The organism is Pseudomonas sp. (genome assembly GCF_048269965.1).
Lineage (GTDB): Bacteria > Pseudomonadota > Gammaproteobacteria > Pseudomonadales > Pseudomonadaceae > Aquipseudomonas.
The window spans coordinates 141,172-165,703 of record NZ_JBLWTV010000006.1 but is presented as its reverse complement, the minus strand read 5'-3'; the positions used below and the strand labels follow the sequence as shown (position 1 = coordinate 165,703).

The window sequence follows — 24,532 nt, the reverse complement described above, 5'->3', positions numbered from 1 at the left end:
GCGTGCGCTGTTCTGCGCAAGCTGCGTATGCGTCTCGCTTCGCTGCGCCTGCGCCTGATGCTGGTCAGCGCCGCGTTGGCGATGCTGTTCATGCTGTTGCTGATGCCGGTGCTGCAGGGTGTGTTTCTCATGGCCCTGGAGCAGACCGTGGAGAAACGTCTGGCCTCCGACGCGGCTGCACTGATATCGGCTGCGCGCATCCATGACGGCCAGTTGCACATGCCGGACAAGATGCCCGACGAGGAATTCGACAACCTCGACTCGCACCTGCTGGGCTTCATCTTCGACGGTGAAGGCCAGATGATCTGGCGCTCACGCTCCTCCATAGACGAGTTGGTGCGCTACCTGCCGCATTACGATGGTCGCGGCCACGAGTTCATCCGCATTCGCGACGACAGCGGCCAGGAGTACTTCGTATACGACGTGGAAGTGGATTTGCTGCGTGGCGACCAGACCGCGCTGAGCATCGTGACCATGCAGCCGACGCGCGAATACCAGGGGCTGTTCAACGGCTTTGCCTGGCAGCTGCGTTTGTGGCTGGGCATCGCACTACTGGTGTTGCTGGGCCTGCTCTGGTTCGGCCTGACCTGGGGCTTTCGCAGCCTGCGCGGCCTCAGTGACGAACTCGATGGCGTGGAGGCGGGTACCCGCCAGCGCCTGAGTGATGAGCATCCACGCGAACTGCTGCGCCTGACCAATTCCCTCAACCGTCTGCTCGATAGCGAGCGACGTCAGCGCGAGCGTTATCGCGACTCGCTGGAAGACCTCGCCCATAGCCTGAAAACACCACTCAGCGTGTTGCAAGGCATCGGCGAAACCCTCGCCGCTCAACATGAGAATCGCGAGCAGGCGCAGCTGATGCAGGCGCAAATCGAACGGATGAGCCAGCAGGTCGGCTATCAACTGCAGCGCGCCAGCCTGCGCCGTAGCGGCCTGGTCCGCCATCGTGAGCAGGTCTGGCCGGTGCTCGACGGCTTGTGCCGCTCGCTGGACAAGGTCTACCGTGACAAGCGCGTCGAGGCGACGCTGGAGGTTGCCGAGCACAGCCAGATCACCATGGAACGTGGTGCGCTGATGGAGCTGCTCGGCAACCTGCTGGAGAACGCCTACCGCCTCTGCCTGAATCGCGTACGCGTCAGGCTGCAACCCCTGGCCGGCGGTTGTCTGATCACCATCGAGGACGACGGCCCCGGTGTACCGCTGCAGCAGCGTGCGCGGGTGCTGCAGCGCGGCGAGCGTCTGGATGCGCAGAACCCGGGGCAGGGCATCGGCCTGGCGGTGGTCGAAGACATCGTCGAAAGCTACGACGGCGAACTGAGCCTGGACGACTCCGAACTGGGTGGCGCCTGCTTCAGGGTACGCCTGTACGACTGAATACGGCCGCTGCTGCCAGAGGGCTGGCAGAACATGCGGGCGCCGATTAAGGGCAAACGTCTCTAGAGTTGCGTCGCGAAGCGCTCCACCGCGTTTACCACGAGCTTTGCACCATCCTGAATTTCGGTGATCACCTGGCCGGCCTGGGCGGAAAGCTCCAGGCCCAACTCGGCCTGGGTCTTGCCTCGGTCGATCAGCTCTACCGCGCGTTCGGTCAGTTGCTGATTCTGCCCGACCACCTGGGCGATTTCTTCCGTCGCTGAGCTGGTACGCGAAGCCAATTGGCGGACTTCATCGGCCACCACGGCGAAACCGCGACCCTGCTCGCCGGCGCGGGCGGCTTCGATGGCGGCGTTGAGGGCCAGCAGGTTGGTCTGGTCGGCGATGCTGCTGATGTTCTTGACGATGGCTCCGATCAGTTGGGATTGCTTGTCCAGTGCCTCGATGCCCTGTGCGGCCTCCTGCATGCGAGCGGCCAGTTCGCGCATGGTGTCGAGCATCTGCTGCACCACCGACGCACCGTTCTTGGCGCTGTCATCCGTGCCTTTCGATGTCTCGAAGGCAATGCTGGCAGCCTCGGCGATGGCCGTTTCGCGGTTGACCTGGTCGGTGATCACCGTGGCGAACTTGACCACCTTGTAGAGGTTGTCGTGGGCGTCGGTGATGGGGTTGTAGGAGGCTTCCAGCCAGACTTCGCGTCCGTGGCTATCCAGGCGTCTGAAGCGACCAGTAGCGAATTCGCCGCGGCGCAGTTGCTCCCAGAACCGCTGGTACTCTGGAGAGTTGGCTTCAGCGAGGTCGCAAAAAATCCGGTGATGTTTGCCCTGAATCTGCGTCAGGCTGTAGCCCATCGAATCGAGGAAACGCTGGTTGGCGGTGAGCACCTCGCCGTTCATGTTGAATTCGATGACGGCGGTGGAGCGCTGCAGCGCGCTGATCAGGTTTTCGTGCTCGCGCGAGGTCTCGATGGTGCGCGTCAGGTCGCTGGCGTAGATCGAGAAGCGCTGCACCCGGCCTTGGCTGTCGCGTAGCGGCTGCAGGATCGAGCGCAGCCAGGCTTCTTCGCCGTTGCCGCGTTTCAGGCGGATGACTCCGGCCAGATGTTCGCCGCGCTCCAGGGCATGGCGTACCCGGTGGTGGAAGTCCAGGTTGCGCACATGGTCCGGGATCAGCTCCAGCAGGGGGCGGCCGCGCAGTTGATCGGCGCGGTAGAGCATTTCCTTCTCGAAGTTGGCGTTGACCGAGTCGATGCGTCCCTGAGCGTCGAGGTCGAGCGCGAGCATCTCTTCGTCGAGGCTGGTGCGTACCTGTTCGACCGAGGACAGTTCTTCGCGCAGGGCTTGCAGTTCTTGTTTCAGGCGGGTCGCGAACATCGGCGTGATCTCTGAGTAGATGCTGAGGGTTGTGTCGGCGCTGCAAGGCAATTGTTTAGAGCGAAATGACCGAGCGGTCGACGCTTAGGTTACGGCGTGTGACAGGCTGAGCGTCGCCGCCGATTCGCCGTTTCAACCCTCTTGCGCCCGATAAGCCCCCGGCGTCAGCCCTGTCCATTTCTTGAAGGCGCGGTGAAAGGCCGAGGGCTCGGAGAAACCGAGCTGCTCGGCGATATCCTGAATCGCCAGTTCGTCGCGGCCCAGGTGGTAGATGGCCAGGTCGCGGCGCAGGTGGTCCTTGAGCTCCTGAAAACTGGTGCCTTCCTCGCGCAGGTGACGTCGCAGGGTTTGCGGGCTGGTATGCACGTGCTGAGCGACCTGTTCCAGGTCCGGCCAGGTGCGGCAGTCGCGGCCGAGCAGGCGGCGAATCTGGCTGATCAGGCTGTCGCCGCCATCAGGGCGGGCCAGCAGGTCGGCGGGGGAGTGCTGGAGGAACTGCTTGAGCGTGCGTTCGTCCTGCAGCAATGGCATCGCCAGGTAGCGGGCGTGGAACAGCAGGCTGGTTTGCCCGGCGGCAAAGCGGCGGCTGCAGGGGAACAGCAATTCGTACTCGGCTGCATGCTCGGGCTCGGGGTAGGCGAATGTGGCTTCTTCCAGGCGGATGCGCTGGCCAATCAGCCAACTGCCGAGGCGATGCCAGATCACCAGCAGGCTTTCCACGAGAAAATGATCCGGGTCCCACAGTGGGCTGTCGTCGACACTCAGCCGCGCCCAGTCGCCTTCGCGTTGCAGCCTGATGCTCGGTGCGTCGGGAAACAGCCCGTAGAACATCGCGCCACGACTCAGGGCCTTTTCCAGGCTGCGGCAGTGGATGATGGCGTGGCCCATCATGGCGAAGGTGCCGCGTTTGCTCGGCTGGCGGCCGAAACCCAGGTACTCGTCGTCCAGCGCTTCCCACAGCAACTGCATCAGCCGGGCGAACTGTTCGGGGGCGATGCGTGCACGTGGCTCGACCAGCACGGCGCTCTGGATGCCGGCCTGACGCAGTATCGGGTCGCAGGCCAGGCCCTGGCGATCCGCACCGCGCAGAGCGGCGCGGACGAAGTGGCTGGCGATGGTGCGTTCGCGCATGCTGGGTTTCCGATAGCGAGGGTGGTCGATGGTAGGCAGTTGCTCTCGACCAGGGCAAGCCAGGCGAGCGATTGGGTCAACCGAGGCTGAGCGCATGGGTCATTGAGAGGCAGCGGGGCGGCCCTTAACCTCAGTGCATAACAACAGCGGAGGACCCGCCCCATGCAACGCAACCATTTCGACACCGAGCACAACCTGTTCCGCGATGCCTTCGCGGCATTTCTCGATAAAGAAGTGGTACCGCATCAGGAGGAGTGGGAGGCCGCTGGGGTGGTCGATCGCAGCGTATGGCGCAAGGCCGGCGAGATGGGCTTTCTGCTGCCCTGGGCGGATGAGCAATACGGCGGTGCGGGTCTCAAGGACTTTCGCTATGAGCAGATCATGTGCGAGGAACTGGCGCGCATCAACGAACCGGGTTTCATGATCCCGCTGCACTCGGCGCTGTGCGGCCCCTATATCGCCGAGTACGGTAATGCCGAACAGAAGGCGCGATTGCTGCCGGGCATCATCAGCGGTGAAACCATCCTCGCGGTGGCGATGACCGAGCCGTCTGCCGGCTCCGATCTGGCTGGCATGCGCACCACGGCGGTGGATAAGGGCGAGCACTGGCTGCTCAACGGCTCCAAGGTATTCATCTCCAACGGCTATCTGGCCGATGTGGTGATCGTCGCAGCCAAGACCGACCCGGCCAACAAGCACGCCATGGGCTTGTTCCTGGTGGAACGCGGCATGCCCGGCTTCGAGCGCGGCAAGAGGCTGAAGAAACTCGGCATGCACAGCCAGGACACCGCCGAGCTGTTCTTCAATGACGTCAAGGTGCCGAAGGACAACCTGCTGGGCGATGCCAAGGGCGGCTTCTTCTACCTGATGAATATGCTCGCCCAGGAGCGTCTGACCAATGCTTGCGGCGCGGTGGCTGGCGCCGAGGCGGCGCTGCAGACCACCATCGATTACGTCAAGGAACGCCAGGCCTTCGGCCGCCCGGTAGCGCATTTCCAGAACACCCGTTTCAAGCTGGCGGAGATGCGCACGCAGATCGATGTGGCCCAGGTGTTCACCGACCGCTGCGTGCTCGACCATAACCAGAAGAAGCTCAGTGCAGAAGTTGCCGCAGAGGCCAAACTGTTCACCACCGAGCTGCTGTGCAAGGTGGTCGATGAGGGTGTGCAGTTGCACGGCGGCTGGGGCTACATGTGGGAGTACCCGATCTGCAAGATGTATGCGAACGCGCGCATCCAGCGCATCTTCGCCGGTACCTCCGAGATCATGAAAGAGATCATCAGTCGTGGGATGAAGTTGTAACGGTGTAGGGGCGGGTGCAACCCGCCACGAGCGCTCTTTGGCGGGTTGCGTCCGCTCTGCGAGAGGCTGCGGCCTATCGTCAGTAACGCTCGTATTGCAATGAGCAGGTGAACCCCAAGGACAAGAAGGTAACCTCCATGACCCTGCAACTGCCTCTCGAACGCTTTAACCACTGGCTGGATCGACAACCCGACGCGGTCTGGCTGCGCCAGCCTGTCAATGGCGTATGGCACGACTTCACCTGGCGCCAGGTCGACGAGCAGGCGCGCCGCCTGGCCAGCGCACTGCTGGCGCTGGGCTGCGTGCCGGGCGAACGCGTCGCCCTGCTGGCGAAGAACTGCGCCGAATGGTTCATCAGCGATCTGGCGATCCAGCACGCCGGGCTGGTCAGTGTGCCGCTGTATCCGTTGCAGGCGCCTGAACAGATTGCCTACGTGCTGGAGCACGCAGGCTGCAAGGTGATTGTGCTGGGCAAGCTGGATGAGCCGGACAAACTGGCCAGCGGCATCGCGCCGCACATCACCCGCATCGCCATGCCTTATCCGACCATGCCCGCCGCGCATCAATGGCAGACCTTGCTGGCGGCGCATGAGCCGCTGCTCGGCGCGCATCTGCAACGCGGCGAAGATCTGCTGTCGATCCTCTATACCTCCGGCACCACCGGGCAGCCCAAGGGCGTGATGCTCTCGGCCCATGCCATGGCGTTCTCTGCGGCCAACGCCACGGCGGAGCTGAGCATGACGCCGCAGGATCAATTCTTCTCCTACCTGCCGCTCTCGCACGCCGCCGAGCGTTTTCTGGTGGAGTTCAACAGCCTCTATTGCGGTGCTCCGGTGGCTTTCGTCGAGTCGCTGGAGACTTTCGCCAGCGACCTGCGTCAGGTGCGTCCGACCGTGTTCTTCTCGGTGCCACGACTGTGGACGCGCTTTCAGCAGGGCGTGCTGGAGAAACTGCCGGCACACAAGCTCGAGCGCCTGTTGCGTATCCCGCTGCTGGGGCGGCTGGTGGCGCGCAAGGTGCGCGCGGGGCTGGGGCTGGATCGCGCACGTATTCTGGTGTCCGGCGCGGCGGCGATTTCCACCGGGCTGCTGGAGTGGTATCGGCGCCTGGGCATGACCATCTGCGAGGGCTACGGCATGACCGAGCATTTCGCCTATGGCTGTTTCAATCGCCCCGGGCAGGTGCGCTTCGGCACCGTGGGCAGGCCTATGCCGCATCTGCAGGTGCGCATCGACGTCAGCGGCGAGATTCTGCTGCGCAGCGAGACCCTGATGCAGGGTTACTACCGTGAGCCTGAGAAAACCGGGGAAACGCTCAAGGATGGCTGGTTGCACACCGGGGATCGCGGCCAGCTGGACGAGGCGGGCTACCTGCGCATCACCGGGCGGGTGAAGGACATCTTCAAGACCAGCAAGGGCAAGTACGTGGCGCCTGCGCCCATCGAGGGTGAGATCGCCAAGAGCCATTGGGTCGAGCAGGTGTGCCTGATGGGCAGCAATCTCGATCAACCGCTGGCGCTGATCGAACTGTCGCCCGCCGCTCGCCAGCAGCCGCGCGAGTTGCTCGAACAGTCGTTGTCCGAGCATCTGCATGCAGTCAATCAACGGCTGGAGGCGCACGAACGTGTCAGTCATTTCTATCTGATCAGCGAGGCCTGGACGGTGGATAACGGCAGCATGACGCCAACCATGAAGATTCGCCGCAATGTGCTGGAAGTGCGGTATGCCAAGGCGCTGGCCAGCCTGTCTAGTGATGAGGTCGTCGTCTGGGAGCGTTAATTCGTAGCCCGGATGCAATCCGGGAAGTGCAATCCCGGATTGCATCCGGGCTACGTCAAACAAGCCAATCTGGAGTCACCATGTCTGGCCCGTTGTCATCGCTGAAGATTCTCGATTTTTCCACGCTGCTGCCGGGGCCGTTCGCCTCGCTGCTGTTGGCCGATATGGGCGCCGAGGTCCTGCGGGTGGAGTCGCCCACGCGCATGGATCTGGTGCGCGTGCTACCGCCGCACGAGGGCGGAACCTCCACCAGCCACGCCTACCTCAACCGCAACAAGCGCAGCATCGCCCTCGATCTCAAGCGACCCGAGGCGGTGGAGGTGGTCAGGCAACTGGTCAGCGAGTACGACATCGTGCTCGAGCAGTTTCGTCCCGGCGTGATGGACAAGCTGGGCGTCGGCTATGAAGCGCTCAAGGCGGTCAACCCACGGCTGATCTACGTGTCGATCACCGGTTACGGCCAGAGTGGGCCTTATCGTGATCGCGCCGGGCACGACATCAACTACCTGGCGCTGGCTGGTATCGCCAGCTACACCGGGCGCCGCGACAGCGGCCCGTTGCCGCTCGGCGTGCAGCTGGCCGATCTGGCTGGCGGCTCGCTGCATGGGGTGATCGGCCTGCTTGCGGCTGTGGTGCAGCGCCAGGTCACCGGTCAGGGGCAGCAGGTCGATGTGAGCATGACCGACTGCGCCTTCAGCCTGCATGGCATGGCGGGCGCAGGTTACCTCGGCGCCGACGTCGAGCCTGACATGGAAAACCAGGCGCTCAATGGTGGCAGCTTCTATGACTACTACCGCACGCGCGATGGCCGCTGGTTCTCCGTTGGCAGCCTGGAACCACAGTTCATGCAGCAGTTCTGCGCCGCCATTGGCCGCCCCGAACTGGCAGCACGCGGACTGTCACTCAAGCCCGAGGATCAACGCGCGCTCAAACGCGAGATCGAGATCGAGTTCGAGAAGCGCGACTTCGCGCAGTGGTGCGAAGTCTTCGCCGCGCTGGATGCCTGCGTCGAACCCATGTTGCCGCTATCCGAGGCGGTGCAGCATGCGCAGATCAAAGCCCGTGGACTGGTCGTCGAGGTGCCGCGCGAGGGCTTGCCCGCGCAATCTCAACTGGCTTGCCCGCTGAAGTTTTCCGAGGGCTTGGCGCCGCCCCGGCATGTCGGGGCAGCGGTTGGTGCGCATACCGCCGAGGTGCTGGCGGAGCTGGGCTACGACGCCGAGCGTATTGCTGCGCTGCGCGCGGCGCGTGTATTCGGTTGAAGCGGCCATGACGCCCGCATAGGATGTGCGCCTTTACCCATCAGGGCATCAGGTATGAAAGGAATCGCACGGATGGCGTCGAACGCCATGGGATGGATCTTGGTAATGGGCGTGTCCGGCGCCCTGGCACCCGTGCAGGCTGCTGACGATCCGGAGGATCCCTGCCAGCAGGGCAGCGCCATGGCAGCGTTCATGTGTCAGGGACCGGTCTGGAAGGCTGCCGAGCAGGAGCTGCAACGCACATACGATCGCCTGATGGCTTCGCTCAAGCAGGATGATCCGGCGCTTGCCGAAGACCTGCGCAATGCCCAGCGGCTGTGGATCAAACTGCGCGAACAGGATTGCAGTCTGTATGCCCGCAGCCGTGTGCAAGGCTCGCCCTGGACAGGGTTCTGGGAGTCGGAGTGCCACGCGGAGCAGGCACGTGCACGCAGTGCATGGCTGAAATCATTCGAAGGTTAGTCGAGTTCGCTGTCGGTGTGTGGGCGCTCTCGATCACTCCTGGCGCTGCTCACCGCTGAAAGTCAGCGTCACCTTGCAGCGCCGGCAGTAGTAGCGGCGGCCCTTGGCGACCAGGGCGTGGCGCTGGGCCGAGAAGGGGAACTCGCCCTCCGCGCAGCTGCAACGATAGATGAAGCGATTGACCTTGCGTCGCTCGACTTCGTAGCTGTGGCAACGATGCGGCGGCAGCTCGTAGACGCCGCGCATGATCAACTGCCATTCCTCACCATGCGGCTGAATGCGTGGTCCGAACAGTTGGTGGGCGACCATGTGAGCGACCTCGTGAGGCACCGTCTGGCGCAGGAAATCCTCATGATTGGCCCGGTACAGCTGCAGGTTGAAGCGCAGCTTGTTTTCCGTCAGGTGCGCGACGCCCGCCTTCTGCCCGCGTAGCTTGAAGCTGATTTCGGGGCGGGCAAAGCGTTGCTTGAAGAAGGTCTCGGCCTGCTGGTAGCAGGCTTCGACGCGGGCGTGAATCTGGTCGGGCATGGACAGGCGCAGGTGCAGGCTGAGCGTGGATTATGCCGCAAGCCGGCCGCCTGCGCAGGTATCACTCGTCTCCTGGCGCCTGCATTCGCTGTTCCTGCGTGCCGCGGCTCTGGTCCTGCTGCACCGGGCGCTGATACTCCGGCTCCAGGGTGTAGGTCCAGAACAGAATCAGGCTGACCAGAATGGTGACGATTGCCAGCAGCCCCACGCCAACCATCGAGGAGGCATAGAGGAAACCCTGCTGATTGTCGATGCGCATGAAGCGCGGCAGGCCGACATAGATCAGGTAGGTGGCATGGGCACAGGCCAGCAGCAGTACGCTGATTGCCAGCCAGCGTGCGGGGTAGAGCGCGGCGACACCAGCCAGGAAGAATGGCGTGCAGGCGTAGGCGATGAAGCCGATGCACTGGTTGAAGGTGGGCCTGGCCTCGAAGGTGCGCGACATGTAGCGCAGGAAGTAGCCCATGATGAAAACACCGACCAGCGTTGCCAGATACAGCAGCCCGCTCAGTTGCAGAGCGCTTGCGAGCTCCAAGCGAATGCGCTCGTCGCCGACCAGGCTCCAGCCCACCCAGTGGGTGCCGATGAACAGGCAAACTGCTGGCAGCAAGCTGAAAAGCAGCAGGTAGGGCAGGTAACTGGCGCTGTTGCGTTCCTCGTCCTGGCGAATGACCGTCCAGGCACGATCCGGGCGAGTGAGGAGGGTATAGAGGTTCGCATACATGGTGTGACCATCCGCTTGACTGCCTTTAAATCTCGGGCAGCCGGATGCGCGCAGGGTTCAACCCAAATTTCCCGGTGCAGGACGAGCAATGAAAAGGCCGCCCGAAGGCGGCCTGTGGGTTAGCTGCTAGTGACTATCAGCTGGTGTAGACCGGGCCGACGCCCATGCCCCAGAGAATGACCGAGCTGGCGATCATCGCCACCAGCACGACCAGGCCGACCGCCAGTACGGAACTGGAGAACATGAAGCCTTCGTCATCAGGGATGTTCATGAAGGTCGGTATGCCGACATAGAGCAGATAAACGGTGTAGCAGATCGCGACCGTGCCCACGACCATGCCCAGCCACAGATGCGGATAGAGCGCTGCGAGACCTCCAATGAACAGCGGGGTGGCTGTATAGGCCGCGAATACGACGCACTGGCTCAGGCTGGGATTGGCGTCGTAGGTACGTGCCATCCAGTGGATGAAGGCGCCCATCACGGCTACCCCGGCGAGCATCGCCAGGTAGGACATGATGGTCATCACCATCGCACTGCCTTCGGTGAGCATGACCGGTGCTCGGTCACCAATCGCCCAGCCAACCTGGGTGGTGCCGATATAGGCTGAAATGGCGGGAATTGCCGCAAGAATCAGCACGTGAGTCAGGTACATGTGGCTGATGGATTCTTCCTCGCCACGGATTTCTTGCCATTCTTGATCGGGATGGGTGAAGAGCCCCCAAACGTGGTGGATCATGCCAGACACCTCCTCTTTCTTATGACGGTCGCCCCCCAGCGAACGCCCGGGGCGCGTGTACAGCGCCACCGGGTGTCGGGCCGAAATCTATGCGACCTTATGTCGCAGTATAGGCAGGGCCTTTCGCAGGCGTGGTGTCTGGCTTTAGAGCAAATCGCTCTCTAGACGTCAGCGGTAATAGCGCTCAAGAATTTCCATGGCCAGGTTTATCGACTGCAACCGCTCTGTGCTGCCGCCTCGGTCCGGATGGTGCTCGCTGACCATCTGTCGGTAGCGCAGCTTGATTCGTGGCAGGTCGAGTGTCCGTTCATTGGCCAGTTCGAACAGCTCAAGTGCGGCCTGCTTCTCTTCGCCGCCCTGCATGCGCGTCCAGAAGCTGGTGAGCAGACGCTCGACGTCGCGTTCGTCGGTATCCTGCAGATTGCTCATGTCCAGGTAGTAATCACGCAGTCCGTCGCGCTCACTGAGCGCTGCGTTACCTGGCTGATAGGGCTGCAGGCGGATACACAGCGGGCTGATCTGCAACTGGTTGCGCTTGTCCTCCCATAGCCGCTCGCGCAGGCGATAAAGCGCGTTGAACAGCAGGAAATGCGTGCGAAACAGCACCAGTTTGTCGGCCAGGGGCAGATTGGGGATATGGCCGCTGTGGCGGTCTTTCAATTGCTGGATCAGGGCGTATTCGGCAATGCCGTCCGGTGCGGCCTGCAGCAGTTGCAGTACCTGCTCGGCGAGGTCCAGGCTGGGGTCGAGGTCGTCGTTCATCGGCCGAGACTAGCATTTCATTGCTATCGGGGTAGGGGCGCGGCGCCATTGTGCGTAAAATGTCGCGCTTTCGTTCCCACTCCCTCGGATTTCGACGCACCATGGGCACCCTTTCGGTCAACCAGAACAAACTGCAGAAGCGCATTCGCCGCCTGGCCGGCGAAGCCATCACCGACTTCAACATGATCGAGGATGGCGACAAGGTGATGGTCTGCCTGTCCGGCGGCAAGGACAGCTACACCATGCTCGACGTGTTGCTGTACCTGCAGAAGGTGGCGCCGATCAGGTTCGAGATCGTCGCGGTGAACATGGACCAGAAGCAGCCCGGCTTTCCCGAGCATGTGCTGCCGGCCTATCTGGAATCCGTCGGCGTGCCTTACCACATCATCGAGAAGGACACCTACTCGGTGGTCAAGGAGAAGATCCCCGAGGGCAAGACCACCTGCTCGCTGTGCTCGCGTCTGCGTCGCGGCACCCTGTACACCTACGCCGACGAGATCGGCGCGACCAAGATGGCGCTGGGGCACCACCGCGACGACATCCTGGAAACCTTCTTCCTCAACATGTTCTACGGTGGCACGCTCAAGGCCATGCCGCCCAAGCTGCTGTCCGACGATGGCCGCAACGTGGTGATCCGCCCGCTGGCCTACTGCGCCGAGGCCGATATCGAGGCCTACAGCCAGCTCAAGGAGTTCCCCATCATCCCGTGCAACCTGTGCGGTTCGCAGGAAAACCTGCAGCGTCAGGTGGTCAAGGAGATGCTGCAGGAGTGGGAGCGCAAGAGCCCAGGCCGTGTCGAGATCATGTTCCGCGCCCTGCAGAACGTGCACCCCTCGCAACTGGCCGACCGCAACCTGTTCGATTTCAAGAGCCTGAAGATCGACGACAGCGCCACGCCGCGTTTTCTCGATGTAATGAGCCTGTAAGGCATCCTGTAGAGTGGATCACGCTTCACCGATCCACCTTGCAAGGATTGGTGGATGTAAAAAGCGACATCCACCCTACGCCCTTCCCACGGTTCGCGTCGTTTGTGGGAGGGGCTTTAGCCGCGACGCTTTCGCCCTTGCCAGGCCGCAAAGGCCTGGAGTATGGTTCGGCCATCGCTTTGGAGAATTCCATGTCCGCCAGCCTCAACCTCCTGTCCATGCTGCAAGCCGGTGCCACGAGCGCCGCGCTGGCTCGTGCGCAGGCGCTTGTGGCGGCAGCGTATTATTTCTTTGGGTATTGGTTTAGCCGCAGGCGCGTCTGATACCCCACAGGCGGCCTGAGACACCAGGGTCGCCACCAGAGACGTTTTCCAGAAAACCCCCGGTCGGCAACCCGACCGGGGGTTTTGTTTTTTCCGGCCGAGAACGGCCACAGATCGAGGACTTGCAGATGAACCGTTATTACCGCCACTACCGCTACGACTGGCGATTTAGCAACGTCACCACCGCCCTGACACCTTTGCAGCGAACACTCAGTTAGCGCCGCGCGGCGCAGGCCGCGCCGGCCAAGGAACCGCCAGATCATGAACAGCTCCGCTCAACTCGCTTCCACCGTCACCAGCATCGCCCGCCGCAGCGCCCAGCCGCTGCCCAGTCCCGCTGTCTTGCGCCAGCGCCTGCCGTTGCCTGCCACACTTGCCGAACGTATTGCCGCCGACCGTGACGCCATTCGCGCCGTGCTCGATGGCCGCGACTCGCGCCTGCTGGTGGTGGTCGGCCCCTGTTCCCTGCATGACCGTACCAGCGCCCTCGAATACGCCGAGCGCTTGGCCGAGCTGGCCCCGCAGGTCGATGACCAACTGCTGCTGGTGATGCGCGCCTACGTGGAGAAGCCGCGCACCACCGTGGGCTGGAAGGGGTTGCTGTACGACCCGCATCTCGATGGCAGTGGCGACATGGCCGAAGGCTTGCGCCAATCGCGGCAACTGATGCTGGATATTCTCGCTCGCGGCCTGCCATTGGCCACCGAGTTGCTGCAACCGATGGCTGCCGGTTACTTCGATGATCTGCTCGGTTGGGCGGCCATCGGCGCACGCACCAGCGAGTCGCAGGTGCATCGCGAGATGGTCAGCGGCCTGGACCTGCCGGTGGGCTTCAAGAACGGCACCGACGGCAGCGTTGGCATCGCCTGCGACGCCATGCGTTCGGCGGCGCACCCGCATCAGCACTTCGGCATCGATGACCTTGGTCACCCGGCGCTGTTGCATACCGCGGGCAACCCGGACACCCATCTGGTGCTGCGCGGTGGCCACGGCGCGCCGAACCATGATGCGGCAAGCGTCGCCGCCGCGCGTGAGGCACTCGAGCGCCAGGGTATAACGCCGCGCATCATGGTCGACTGCAGCCATGCCAACAGCGGCAAGGACCCTTTGCGTCAGCCTGCAGTGCTGGACAACGTGATCGAGCAGCGCCTGGCCGGCGATGCCAGCCTGCGCGGGGTGATGCTGGAGAGCCATTTGTTCGACGGTTGCCAGGCGCTGTCTGGCGAGCTGCGTTACGGCGTGTCGATCACCGATGGCTGCCTGGGCTGGAACGGCACCGAAGCTGTTTTGCGTCAGGCTGCCGAGCGTTTGCGCGGGTAGGGCGGGTGCAACCCGCCAATCCGGAACTGGCGGGTTGCACCCGCTCTGCATGAGCGTCGCCGCTGTGGGGGACTTGAGTGTTCGACGCGCTGCGTGCAGGCTTCGTCGTCCGTTTCATGAAGGATTCGATTCATGCGTGATTACAAGTGGCTGCACGAGTTCTGCCTCAACCGCTTCGGCTCGGCGAAGGCGTTGGAAGCCATGCTGCCGCAGCCGCGCAGCGACGCCGAACTGCGGGCGCTGAGCGATGACCGCTACCTGTCGCTGATCAGCCTGCGTATCTTCCGCGCCGGGCTCAAGCACAGCCTGGTGGACGCCAAGTGGCCGGCATTCGAGGAGGTGTTCTTCGGCTTCGACCCGGAGAAGGTGGTGCTGATGGGCGCCGAACGCCTGGAAAACCTGATGCAGGATACGCGGTTGATTCGCCACCTGGGCAAGCTGAAAAGCGTACCGCGCAACGCGCAGTTCATCCTCGATGTGCGGGCTGGACGCTTGTTGGGCAGTCCCTCATCCGGCGCTGCGCGCCACCTTGATCCACAGGGATGTGGTGAATGCAGGACTCCCGCCGGCGACTACATGGATGGGGGAGGTAGGAAAAACGCCGGGAGCGTTTTCGAGAGCGGGAGCTGCCTCCCTGAGGGAGAAGGGCATCAGACTGGGCCTGCGGCCCGTTTCTCTTTTGGCGCGCTGATCGCCGATTGGCCGGTCAGTGACATCGTCGGGTTGTGGAAGTATCTGGCCAAGCATGGCAGTCAACTGGGGGGCCTGTCGGCGCCGCGCTTGCTGCGCATGGTGGGCAAGGATACTTTCGTCCCCACCGATGACATGGTCGCCGCGCTCAAGGCGCAGGGCGTGATCGACAAGGCGCCGACCAGTTTGAAAGACCTGGCTGCCGTGCAGGCGGCGTTCAACCAGTGGCAGGCCGAAAGCGGGCGGCCGCTGTGTCAGCTATCGGTAATGCTGGCGCACACGGTCAATCACTGAGGCTGTCGTTGAGGGCGTCCAGCCATTCTCTGGGCACGTCACGCTTCATCGCCAGTTGGCACTGCTGGCTCTCAGGGTCGAAGACGATCACTGCCTCGCCCTTGTCCAAGGCGCGGCGTACGCGTTGTACGCGGGTTTCCAGTGGGGTTTCGTCACCGTTATCGGTACCGTCGCGGGTGACGAAATCTTCGATCAGGGCGGTGAGGGTGTCGGCTTGCAGCAGGTCAGCGGGGATCAGCACAACATATGACTCCAGTTTTAGCAGGCTGCTGAATAACTACCTGCGTTGCCATTGCTGCGTTAAAAACAGGCTTAAAATGCTCATTTACAGCTCGTAAAGTCGAGCGCGACCTCGGTCGTTTTTCGCCTATTTTTGCCTTGCACTGGCTGCCTCGCCTACGTTTTTCAGCGGCCTGTTAGGCGCCCATGATAGAGCCATAGGGCGCCGTGCTGCGAGTGCTCTCAGTGCACCATGCCGGGTCGCTTGAGATGGCGCTCCAGCGTGCTGTAGAGCAGCGCGCTATCCAGCGGTTTGCCGAGAAAATCGTCCATGCCGGCATCCAGGCCGTGCTGGCGGTGCTCCTCGAGGATATGCGCGGTCAGCGCGATGATGGGCACGGCAGCGAGTTGCCGGCTGCGCTCCAGGCGGCGAATCTGCCGGGTGGCTTCGAAGCCGTCCATCACCGGCATTTCGCAATCCATCAGGATCAGGTGCACGGCAGCCGGATCGCGATCATATTCATCCACCGCCGCCTGGCCGTCGGTTACCAGGCGCACGCTGTAGCCACGTTTTTTCAGAAAGCCCTGAACCACCAGTTGGTTCACCGGGTTGTCCTCAGCCACCAGGATGCAGGGGGCTTCGCTGTTGTCGCTGCGTATTTCTCTGACCAACTGATGTACCTGTGCTCTGGGTTCTTCATACAGCCCGTTCAAGGCCTGACGCAGTGCGTTGATCGCCACCGGCTGGGCCAGGTGTTGCAGGCGTAGTGCGTGGCTTGTCGGCAGTTGCTGGCAGGCCTCGGGCGGGCAGACCAGCAGCACGCGCTGTTGCGCCTGCAGCTTGGGCCTGAGTGAATCAAGCCAGTGGTTGACGCCACCTGGCCAGGGCGCCATCAGCACCAGCAGCGGCGGTGCCGCGAAATCCTCCAGGTAATCCTGCAGGCGCTCCGGCGTCTGGCAGCGCTCGGTACGCATGCCCCAGCGTCCGAGCAGGCGACTCATGGCATCCAGGCCCAGACCATCGAGAGAGGCGAGCAGGGCGGTGCGTCCGGCGAGCAGGCGGCTGAGTTCGTCGGGTGCTTCCTGTTCGGCCAGCAGCGGCATGTCGAACGCGAAGCGAGTGCCCTGGCCCAGGGTGCTCTGCACCTCGATTCGGCCACCCATCATCTCCACCAGCTCCTTGCTGATGGCCAGCCCCAGGCCGCTGCCGCCATAACGGCGGGTGGTGCTGGAATCACCCTGAGCGAAGGATTCGAACAGCTGCGCCAGCGCCTGCTCACTGATGCCGATACCGCTGTCGCTGACGGCGATCACCAGATGCGGGTTGCCATGGCTGTCGCTACGGCGGCTGACGCTAACCGCCACATGGCCTTCGGCAGTGAATTTCAGGGCGTTGCTGAGCAGGTTCATCAGGATCTGTTTGAGTCGCGTCGGATCACCCTGAATGCGCCGTGGCACGCCGTTCTCCAGGCTGATGTAGAGGCGCAGGCGTTTATCCAGGGCCTGGCCGGTGAACAGGCTGAGTGTCTCGGAAATCATGTCTTCGAGATCGAACTCGATCTGCTCCAGGCTGAGCTTGCCGGATTCGATGCGGGCGTAGTCGAGGATGTCGTTGATCACTGCCATCAACGAACTGCCGGAGCTGGAAATGGTGTCGACGTAGAAGCGCTGGCTACGATCCAGAGGCGTTTCGCGCAGCAGCTGCAGCATGCCCAGCACGCCGTTGAGTGGGGTGCGGATCTCGTGGCTCATCTTGGCCAGGAAACGGCTCTTGGCCTGGCTCTCGAAGGCGGCCTGCTCGGCTGCACGGCGCGACTGGAAGCCTTCTTCCTTGAGCAAATTGATGCGGTCGGCAAGACCGATGGACAGGGTGATCAGCTCGATGGTCACGCCGATCTTCACCACCGTGGCGCCGAACACGCCGAACACTTCCAGGCCCAGCGAGCCGGTGGTGGCCTGGATGAAGGCGAACAGCAGGATGGCCCAGGCCAGGGTGTAGTAAGAGCCATAACGCACGCCGCGACGCCATACGTAGAGGCCGGTGAGCAGCAGGATCAGCGACACCAGCGATACGGTAACGCTGGCCAGGATGTTCCAGGCGGCGAAGCCGATCAGTGGCACCGACAGCAGGCAGCCGACGCAGATCAGCATCAACAGACGCAGGCCGGTATCCAGGCGCGGGAAATACTGGCGCGCGTGCAGGAAATGGCGGCTGAACTGGATGGCCGTGAGGCAGTGCAGGTACATCAGGATGTAGATGCTGACCGACTGCAAGGCCACGTGCTCGGGGAGCAGCTTGAACAGCATGCCGTCGAAGCAGGCCGCGAGCAGACCGACGTTGAGGTTGTAGGCCAGGTACCAGAGATAGGCCGATTCGCGCAGCGACAGGTAGAGGAACAGGTTGTAGCAGAACATGGCGAACAGCACGCCGTAGAACGCGCCGTTGAAGCCCATCAGGTTTTCCTGCGCCGCCGCGCTGGCACCGTAGGTGGCGAAGAACAGCGGCACGAACACCGTGCTGCTGGTTTCCACGCGGATCAGCAGGGTGCTGACACCCGGCTCCAGCTGCATGGGAAACCAGAAGTTGCGTACCTGTACCGGCCGCTGGGAGAAGGCGAAGCTATCGCCGCTTTCCTGTTCCAGACGCTTGCCGTCGGGCCTGATCAGGTGAACCTGAAGGTGATCGAGCAGCGGATAATTGACTTCGAGATAGCCGCCCAGCTCATGCTCAAGCGCATTGACCAGGCGAACCTTGAACCACCATACGGATGCGTTCTTGCCAAGGTTGGCGTGTTCGCCGCCGGGGTTACGGAAGGCATTGTCATCCAGTGCCCGCACCTGCTCGACGCTGAGGGTGCCGTCCACGTCTTCGTAGTAGCCGGTGTAAGGGCCCAGGGATAGACGCATGTCGTCGCTATCGAGCGGCGCAGGCGTAAGGGCCCAACTTGGGCAGGCAAGCCAGAACAGCAACAAGGCCAGAAAGACGCGAGGCATCCGTGAACCTCAGAAGGCCATGAGAGATGGCCGGAGTGTCATGTTCAACGTCGCGTGGCGACGGCCCGAAGGTTGGCCACTGACTGCAGGCCAGAAAAAGGGGAGCTGATGCTCCCCTGTCGTCCTTTCGTGTCACTTTGCCTTTATGCGCTGAAGCCTTCAAGCGTCCCGATCATGTTGCCCGACCAGGCTGTCCACGGGTGGGACACGGGTATCGCTTTCCATCTGCGCATCGTGCTCCAGTTGATGGCTGAAACGCTCCAGCGAACCCTGTGCCGGCTGCGCGTCGCTGGCGAATACCGGCGGGCTCATCATGTAGGCGGTGAGCAGGCGGCTGAGGGCCTTGAGGCTGTCGATATGAGTGCGTTCATAGCCATGGGTGGCGTCGCAGCCGAAGGCCAGCAGCGCCGTGCGAATGTCATGGCCAGCGGTGACCGCCGATTGCGCGTCGCTGTGGTAGTAGCGGAACAGGTCGCGCCGTACCGGTACCTCCTGTTCGGCCGCCAGGCGCAGCAACTGGCGTGACAGGTGATAGTCATAGGGGCCGCCGGAGTCCTGCATGGCCACGCTGACGGCGTGCTCGCTGGACTGCTGGCCCGGCGCGACCGGGGCAATGTCGATGCCGACGAATTCGCTGACATCCCAGGGCAGCGCAGCGGCGGCGCCTGAGCCGACCTCCTCGGTGATGGTGAACAGCGGGTGGCAGTCGATCATCGGTTGCAGGCCGTGGTCACGAATCGCCTTGAGCGAGGCCAGCAATGCGGCGACGCCGGCCTTGTCGTCGAGGTGACGGGCGCTGATATGACCGCTCTCGGAAAACTCCGGCAGCGGGTCGAAGGCGACGAAATCACCGACGCAAACGCCCAGTGAATCGCAATCGGCGCGCGTGGCGCAGTAGGCGTCCAGGCGCAGTTCGACGTGATCCCAGCTCACCGGCATGGTGTCTACGGCGGTGTTGAAGGCGTGCCCCGAGGCCATCAGGGGCAGCACGCTGCCGCGAATCACGCCGTTGTCGGTGAACAGGCTGACACGGCTGCCCTCGGCGAAGCGGCTCGACCAGCAGCCCACCGGCGCCAGGCCGAGACGGCCGTTGTCCTTGATCTCGCGAACGATGGCGCCAATGGTGTCCAGGTGCACGGAAACGGCACGGTCGAAACGCTCGTACTCGCTCTGGCGCCCGCGCAGGGTGGCGCGGATGGTGCCGCGGCGGGTCAGCTCGAAGGGGATTTCCAGCTCTTCGAGACGCTCGGCGACGTAGCGCACGATGGTGTCGGTGAAACCGGTGGGGCTGGGGATGGCAAGCATCTCCAGCAGCACCTTCTGCATGTAGTCGAGATCGGGTTCGGGTAGTTGTTGCATGCAAGCTCCTCGGCGTTGGGTTTTCCCCTCTCCCAAATGTGGGAGAGGGCCGGGGGAGAAGGCTCAGCTCGGTGTCTGGCTGAGCGGGAACAGCAGATCGACGAAGCGCTCGGCGGTTGGCTGCGGTTCGTGGTTGGCCAGGCCGGCGCGTTCGTTGGCTTCGATGAACACGTACTGCGGCTGGTCGGCAGCCGGCACCAGCAGGTCGAGGCCGACCACGGGGATTTCCAGGGCGCGCGCGGCTTTGATGGCGGCGTCACGCAGCGCCGGGTGAAGGATCGCGGTGACATCCTCCAGGGTACCGCCGGTGTGCAGGTTGGCGGTCTTGCGCACGGCCAGGCGTTCGCCGGCTGGCAACACGCTGTCGTAGTCGAGGCCGGCACCGTGCAGGGTGCGCAGGGTTTCTGCGTCCTTGGGGATGCGGCTTTCGCCACCGGTGGCGGCCTGACGACGACGGCTCTGCGCATCGATCAGCTTGCCGATGCTGTGGCGGCCATCGCCGATGATTTCGGCCGGGCGGCGAATGGCTGCGGCCACCACCTCATAGCCGATCACCAGCACGCGCAGGTCGTGGCCTTCGTGGTAACTCTCCAGCAGCACGCGCTGGTCGAACACACGGGCGCGCTCGATGGCTTCCTGCACCTCGCCCGGCGTGCGCAGATCGACCGCCACGCCCTGGCCCTGTTCGCCGTCGACCGGCTTGACCACCACCGAACCGTGTTCGGCGAGAAAGGTGGCGTTGTCTTCGGCGCTACCGGCCAGACGCTGGGCCGGCACGCTGAGGTCGGCGCGCGACAGGGCGCGATGAGTCAGGCGCTTGTCCTGGCACAGGGTCATGCTCACTGCACTGGTCAGGTCGCACAGCGATTCGCGGCAGCGGATGCGTCGGCCGCCGTGGCTGAGGGTAAACAGTCCGGCATCGGCGTCGTCCACCTGCACGTCGATACCGCGGCGCAGCGCCTCGTCGACGATGATGCGTGCATAAGGGTTGAGCTCGGCCTGCGGGCCGGGACCGAGGAACAGCGGCTGGTTGATGCCGTTCTTGCGCTTGAGGCTGAAGGTCTGCAGTTCGCGGAAGCCCAGCTTGGCGTAGAGCTTCTTGGCCTGCTTGTTGTCGTGCAGCACCGACAGGTCGAGGTAGCTCAGGCCACGGCTCATGCCGTGTTCGATCAGATGGCGGACCAGCACCTCGCCGACGCCTGGGCGGCTGCATTGCGGGTCGACCGCCAGGCACCAGAGGCTGCTGCCGTTTTCCGGGTCACGGAAGGCACGCTGGTGGTTGAGGCCCATGACGCTGCCAATCACCGCGCCGCTGTCTTCGTCCTCGGCCAGCCAGTAGGTCGGGCCGCCCTCGTTGTAGGGGGTGAGCTTGGTCGGGTCGATCGGCAGCATGCCGCGCGTCTGGTACAGGCAGTTGATTGCCTGCCAGTCGGCGTCGTTCTGCGCCCGGCGGATACGAAAACCACGGAAGCTGCGCCGCGCCGGGCGGTAGTCGGTGAACCACAGGCGCAACGTGTCGGAGGGGTCGAGAAACAGCTGTTGCGGCGCATGGGCCAGCACCTGATGCGGGGCGGCCACGTACAGCGCGATATCGCGCTCGCCGGGCTGCTCGCCCAGCAGGGATTCGGCCAGGGCGGTGGCATCGGGGTAGGTATGGCCGATCAGCAGGCGGCCCCAGCCGCAATGAATGGCTTGCGGTTGACTGGGCTGGCTGCTGTGATCCTCGGCCAGGCGTGCCTGCAGACGCTCGTAGGAGGGTGTCTGGCCGCGCAGCAGGCGTTGGTTGAAGGCAGTGGAGCGCATGGAATAGTCCCTGTCCGTGTTCACTACGTCCGGTCTGAGCCGGATCGTCATTGAGTCGCGACAAATCCCGGATTGCATCCGGGCTACGACCGTTCTTTGGCTCGCAGGAACGGCTGGGCGGCATGGTGCTTCAGCCGCGCAGCCGCTCCTGTGCAGTTACAGACCCTGTTCGCTCAGCCACAGGTTGAGCGCCGCCAGTTGCCACAGCTTGGAGCCACGCAATGGGGTGAGCTGGCTCTGCGGGTTGGTCAGCAACTGATCGAGCATGCTCGGATTGAACAGGCCGCGATCCTGGCTGGGGTCGAGCAGCAGGTCGCGCACCCAACCCAGGGTGGCGCCCTCCAGGTGCTTGAGACCCGGCACCGGGAAGTAGCCCTTGGGCCGATCGATCACCTCGCTGGGGATGACCTTGCGCGCCGCTTCCTTGAGCACATGCTTGCCGCCGTCAGGCAGCTTGAACTGCGCCGGAATGCGCGCCGACAGTTCGGCCACGCGGTAGTCGAGGAATGGCGTGCGCGCCTCCAGACCCCAGGCCATGGTCATGTTGTCCACGCGTTTGACCGGGTCGTCGACCAGCATCACCGTGCTGTCCAGGCGCAGGGCCTTGTCTACCGCAGCACTGGCGCCGGGCATGGCGAAGTGCTCGCGAACGAACTCGCCGGCCATGTCACCGGTCAGCCAGGCAGGCTGCACGCAGGCCGCGTATTCGTCGTGCTCGCGGTCGAAGAAGGCGGCGCGGTAGGCGGCGAAGGCATCGTCTGCGCCATCGACCTGCGGGTACCAGTGGTAGCCAGCGAACAGCTCGTCAGCGCCCTGGCCGCTCTGCACCACCTTGCAGTGTTTGGCCACTTCACGTGAGAGCAGGTAGAAGGCGATGCAGTCGTGGCTGACCATCGGCTCGCTCATGGCGCGGAAGGCCTGCGGCAACTGATCGAGAATCTCGTGTTCGCCGATGCGCAGCTGGTGGTGACGGGTGGCGAAGCGCTGGGCGATCAGATCCGAATACTGGAATTCGTCGCCGCGCTCGCCACCGGCATCCTGGAAGCCGATGGAGAAGGTCAGCAGGTTCTCCACACCGGCTTCGCGCAGCAGGCCGACCAGCATGCTCGAATCGACGCCGCCGGACAGCAGCACGCCGACGTCCACGGCCGCACGCTGACGAATCGCCACGGCTTCGCGCATGGTGTCCAGCACCTGCTCGCGCCATTCTTCCAGGCCGTAGCCGGTTTCATCGCCTTGCGGGCCGAATTGCAGCGTCCACCAGGTGTTCTGCTCGACCTTGCCATCGGCGTCGATGCGCATCCAGGTGGCCGGCGGCAGCTTCTCCACGCCCGCCAGGATGGTGCGCGGTGCCGGCACCACGGCGTGAAAATTCAGATAGTGGTTGAGGGCGACGGCATCCAGCGTCTTGGCGATATCGCCGCCTTGCAGCAGGGCCGGCAGCGACGAGGCGAAGCGCAGGCGCTCGCCGGTACGCGACAGATACAAGGGCTTGACGCCCAGGCGGTCGCGGGCGATGAACAGGCTTTGCTTGTCACGTTCCCAGACGGCGAAGGCGAACATGCCATTGAGCTTGGGCAGCAGTTTTTCGCCCCAGGCGTGATAGCCCTTGAGCAGCACCTCGGTGTCACCGCCGGAGAAGAAGCGATAACCCAGCGTCTCCAGTTCGGCGCGCAGCTCGGGGTAGTTGTAGATGGCGCCGTTGAACACCATGGACAGGCCGAGATCGCTGTCGATCATCGGCTGGCCCGAGGCTTCGGCCAGATCCATGATCTTCAGCCGGCGATGGCCCAGGGCGATGGGGCCCTGGCTATGAAAGCCATGGGCGTCGGGGCCGCGAGGGGCCAGGTGGTGGGTGATGCGCTCGACTGCCGCCAGGTCCGCGGGGCGTCGATCAAAACGTAGTTCTCCAGCTATTCCGCACATAGTTCCTTACCGGTGTTGCCGTTGGGGAGTGGCTCGTGGTCGAGCCTTTTACACCAAAACAAAAAAATGCTTTCATGTCAAAGTTTTGGTTGTTATGAATTGGTGCTTATGACCGATAAAAAAGTTCCTGTTGAAATAGATTTGTCATCTGTCATGGCCTTCGAGATGCCCCTGTTCCAGGCTCTGCGGCGCTTGCAGCAGGCCGGTGAGGTGCATGCCAAGCGTCTGGCTCGCTTCGGCGGACTGACGCCCATGCAGTTGATGGTGCTGCAGGTGCTGGCCAGCGAGACGCGCATGACTGCCAGCGTGCTCAGCAGTCGCGTCAGCCTCACTGCGGCGACGCTTTCCGGTCTGCTCGATCGTCTCGAGGAGCACGGCCTGCTGCAGCGCCAGCGCGATGATCAGGACCGCCGTCGTCAGTGGCTGCTGATCAGTGCTGCCGGGCGCGAACTGATCCGGCAGGCACCGTCGCTGATGCCGCCGGAATTCAACCAGCGTTTCGCCGCGCTGGCCGAGTGGGAGCGCCATAGCCTGGCAGCAGCGCTATTGAGAGCGGCCGAGTTGTGTTCAGAGATGGAATGAGGCGGGCGGTGAATCCGTCTTTTTCAGAAAAAATTCAAGCAGGGTATTGACTTAGCATCGCCGCCTGCATAAAGTGCGCGCCTCGCTAAGGCACATGGGTGATTAGCTCAGCCGGGAGAGCATCTGCCTTACAAGCAGAGGGTCGGCGGTTCGATCCCGTCATCACCCACCATAGCCTTAGAGAGAAGGACGAAAGTCCACCGACGCGCAGCGGTAGTTCAGTCGGTTAGAATACCGGCCTGTCACGCCGGGGGTCGCGGGTTCGAGTCCCGTCCGCTGCGCCATTATTTCCCAGATCGATGTTTCATCGGTTTGAGATGGCAGAGTCCGCAAGGGCGCCATCAGATGCAATAAAGCTTCAAGAGTTTTCTGGACGAAAGTCCAACCGACACGCAGCGGTAGTTCAGTCGGTTAGAATACCGGCCTGTCACGCCGGGGGTCGCGGGTTCGAGTCCCGTCCGCTGCGCCATATACGAAACCCGCTGATCGCGAGATCAGCGGGTTTTTTATTGGCCGTCTTCTGGGCATCTGCTTCGCTGTGGCAGGCGCTCGAGCGGCGAGCTTTGCGTGCTTGTCATCGCGGCCAAGGCCGCTCCCACGCAGACAGCTCCTGGCCAGTGTCGATGGCCATTTCTCCTGCCCGCGACTTTTCGTCATATTGCCT

The 24,532-nt window shown here is 63.3% G+C and carries 20 protein-coding genes, 3 tRNA genes and 2 pseudogenes; 13 read left to right on the top strand and 12 right to left on the bottom strand.

Going from position 1 to position 24,532, the window contains the following annotated elements:
- Positions 1–27: 27 nt before the first annotated feature.
- Positions 28–1,374 (top strand): ATP-binding protein, encoded by a 1,347-nt coding sequence (locus ACN0X6_RS09510; RefSeq protein WP_417703580.1) that lies wholly within the window; start codon positions 28–30, stop codon positions 1,372–1,374.
- Between the two features lie 62 nt (positions 1,375–1,436).
- On the opposite strand, the pseudogene ACN0X6_RS09505 reads toward ACN0X6_RS09510, so the two are convergent.
- The 3 genes and pseudogenes from ACN0X6_RS09505 to ACN0X6_RS09495 form a co-directional block, all read right to left on the bottom strand.
- Positions 1,437–1,865: pseudogene (locus ACN0X6_RS09505) on the bottom strand (methyl-accepting chemotaxis protein); the annotation flags it as partial.
- Positions 1,866–2,018: 153 nt separating this feature from the next.
- Positions 2,019–2,591: pseudogene (locus ACN0X6_RS09500) on the bottom strand (PAS domain-containing protein); the annotation flags it as partial.
- A gap of 288 nt (positions 2,592–2,879) precedes the next feature.
- Positions 2,880–3,878 (bottom strand): AraC family transcriptional regulator, encoded by a 999-nt coding sequence (locus ACN0X6_RS09495; protein WP_417703460.1) that lies wholly within the window; start codon positions 3,876–3,878, stop codon positions 2,880–2,882.
- A gap of 162 nt (positions 3,879–4,040) precedes the next feature.
- On the opposite strand from ACN0X6_RS09495, the gene ACN0X6_RS09490 reads away from it, so the two are divergent.
- The 4 genes from ACN0X6_RS09490 to ACN0X6_RS09475 all read left to right on the top strand — a co-directional run bounded on the left by ACN0X6_RS09490 (position 4,041) and on the right by ACN0X6_RS09475 (position 8,682).
- Positions 4,041–5,180: an acyl-CoA dehydrogenase family protein gene (locus ACN0X6_RS09490; RefSeq protein WP_417703459.1), complete on the top strand. Its 1,140-nt coding sequence runs from the start codon at positions 4,041–4,043 to the stop codon at positions 5,178–5,180.
- 137 nt (positions 5,181–5,317) lie between these two features.
- Positions 5,318–6,958 (top strand): AMP-binding protein, encoded by a 1,641-nt coding sequence (locus ACN0X6_RS09485; protein ID WP_417703457.1) that lies wholly within the window; start codon positions 5,318–5,320, stop codon positions 6,956–6,958.
- Between the two features lie 80 nt (positions 6,959–7,038).
- On the top strand, positions 7,039–8,220 hold the full coding sequence (locus tag ACN0X6_RS09480; protein ID WP_417703455.1) for a CaiB/BaiF CoA transferase family protein: 1,182 nt from the start codon (positions 7,039–7,041) through the stop codon (positions 8,218–8,220).
- 72 nt (positions 8,221–8,292) lie between these two features.
- Positions 8,293–8,682 (top strand): lysozyme inhibitor LprI family protein, encoded by a 390-nt coding sequence (locus ACN0X6_RS09475; RefSeq protein ID WP_417703453.1) that lies wholly within the window; start codon positions 8,293–8,295, stop codon positions 8,680–8,682.
- Between the two features lie 33 nt (positions 8,683–8,715).
- Here ACN0X6_RS09475 and ACN0X6_RS09470 read toward each other — a convergent pair whose 3' ends face one another.
- From ACN0X6_RS09470 to ACN0X6_RS09455, 4 genes are all read right to left on the bottom strand, one after another.
- On the bottom strand, positions 8,716–9,210 hold the full coding sequence (locus ACN0X6_RS09470; RefSeq protein WP_417703452.1) for a SprT family zinc-dependent metalloprotease: 495 nt from the start codon (positions 9,208–9,210) through the stop codon (positions 8,716–8,718).
- Between the two features lie 61 nt (positions 9,211–9,271).
- Positions 9,272–9,934, bottom strand: coding sequence for a Yip1 family protein (locus ACN0X6_RS09465; protein ID WP_417703450.1), 663 nt, complete (start codon positions 9,932–9,934; stop codon positions 9,272–9,274).
- A gap of 136 nt (positions 9,935–10,070) precedes the next feature.
- Positions 10,071–10,670: a Yip1 family protein gene (locus ACN0X6_RS09460; RefSeq protein ID WP_192984930.1), complete on the bottom strand. Its 600-nt coding sequence runs from the start codon at positions 10,668–10,670 to the stop codon at positions 10,071–10,073.
- A 168-nt stretch (positions 10,671–10,838) separates the two neighbouring features.
- On the bottom strand, positions 10,839–11,432 hold the full coding sequence (locus ACN0X6_RS09455; protein WP_417703448.1) for a DNA-J related domain-containing protein: 594 nt from the start codon (positions 11,430–11,432) through the stop codon (positions 10,839–10,841).
- 101 nt (positions 11,433–11,533) lie between these two features.
- Between ACN0X6_RS09455 and ttcA the strand changes: the two genes are divergently transcribed.
- From ttcA to ACN0X6_RS09435, 4 genes are all read left to right on the top strand, one after another.
- On the top strand, positions 11,534–12,358 hold the full coding sequence (ttcA, locus tag ACN0X6_RS09450) for a tRNA 2-thiocytidine(32) synthetase TtcA (RefSeq protein ID WP_417703446.1): 825 nt from the start codon (positions 11,534–11,536) through the stop codon (positions 12,356–12,358).
- Positions 12,359–12,549: 191 nt separating this feature from the next.
- Positions 12,550–12,681, top strand: a complete 132-nt coding sequence (locus ACN0X6_RS09445) for a hypothetical protein (RefSeq protein ID WP_417703444.1) — start codon at positions 12,550–12,552, stop codon at positions 12,679–12,681.
- A 261-nt stretch (positions 12,682–12,942) separates the two neighbouring features.
- Complete coding sequence (locus ACN0X6_RS09440; protein ID WP_417703442.1) at positions 12,943–14,001, top strand: 3-deoxy-7-phosphoheptulonate synthase; 1,059 nt, start codon at positions 12,943–12,945, stop codon at positions 13,999–14,001.
- A 132-nt stretch (positions 14,002–14,133) separates the two neighbouring features.
- The gene (locus ACN0X6_RS09435; RefSeq protein ID WP_417703440.1) at positions 14,134–14,985 is read left to right on the top strand and encodes a DNA-3-methyladenine glycosylase I; all 852 of its coding nucleotides are present in this window, start codon (positions 14,134–14,136) and stop codon (positions 14,983–14,985) included.
- Here the strand turns inward: ACN0X6_RS09435 and ACN0X6_RS09430 are convergent.
- From ACN0X6_RS09430 to ACN0X6_RS09410, 5 genes are all read right to left on the bottom strand, one after another.
- Entirely contained in the window at positions 14,975–15,226 is a 252-nt protein-coding gene (locus ACN0X6_RS09430) for a YheU family protein (RefSeq protein ID WP_192984922.1), read from the bottom strand. The two genes, ACN0X6_RS09435 and ACN0X6_RS09430, sit on opposite strands and share 11 nt — an antisense overlap.
- 221 nt (positions 15,227–15,447) lie before the next feature.
- Positions 15,448–18,198 carry a 7TM diverse intracellular signaling domain-containing protein gene (locus tag ACN0X6_RS09425; RefSeq protein ID WP_417703438.1) on the bottom strand — a complete coding sequence of 917 codons (2,751 nt, stop codon included), beginning with the start codon at positions 18,196–18,198 and terminating at the stop codon, positions 15,448–15,450.
- Between the two features lie 159 nt (positions 18,199–18,357).
- The gene (locus tag ACN0X6_RS09420) at positions 18,358–19,557 is read right to left on the bottom strand and encodes an osmoprotectant NAGGN system M42 family peptidase (RefSeq protein ID WP_064495976.1); all 1,200 of its coding nucleotides are present in this window, start codon (positions 19,555–19,557) and stop codon (positions 18,358–18,360) included.
- A gap of 63 nt (positions 19,558–19,620) precedes the next feature.
- Positions 19,621–21,360, bottom strand: a complete 1,740-nt coding sequence (gene ngg / locus ACN0X6_RS09415; RefSeq protein ID WP_417703436.1) for an N-acetylglutaminylglutamine synthetase — start codon at positions 21,358–21,360, stop codon at positions 19,621–19,623.
- Between the two features lie 156 nt (positions 21,361–21,516).
- A complete protein-coding gene (locus tag ACN0X6_RS09410; protein WP_417703434.1) occupies positions 21,517–23,286 on the bottom strand; it encodes an N-acetylglutaminylglutamine amidotransferase in 1,770 nt (589 codons plus the stop codon).
- A gap of 108 nt (positions 23,287–23,394) precedes the next feature.
- Between ACN0X6_RS09410 and ACN0X6_RS09405 the strand changes: the two genes are divergently transcribed.
- The 4 genes from ACN0X6_RS09405 to ACN0X6_RS09390 all read left to right on the top strand — a co-directional run bounded on the left by ACN0X6_RS09405 (position 23,395) and on the right by ACN0X6_RS09390 (position 24,337).
- Positions 23,395–23,868: a MarR family winged helix-turn-helix transcriptional regulator gene (locus tag ACN0X6_RS09405; protein ID WP_417703432.1), complete on the top strand. Its 474-nt coding sequence runs from the start codon at positions 23,395–23,397 to the stop codon at positions 23,866–23,868.
- A 96-nt stretch (positions 23,869–23,964) separates the two neighbouring features.
- A tRNA-Val gene (locus ACN0X6_RS09400) sits at positions 23,965–24,040 on the top strand.
- 35 nt (positions 24,041–24,075) lie between these two features.
- Positions 24,076–24,152, top strand: a tRNA-Asp gene (locus ACN0X6_RS09395).
- 108 nt (positions 24,153–24,260) lie between these two features.
- A tRNA-Asp gene (locus ACN0X6_RS09390) sits at positions 24,261–24,337 on the top strand.
- Positions 24,338–24,532 lie beyond the last annotated feature (195 nt).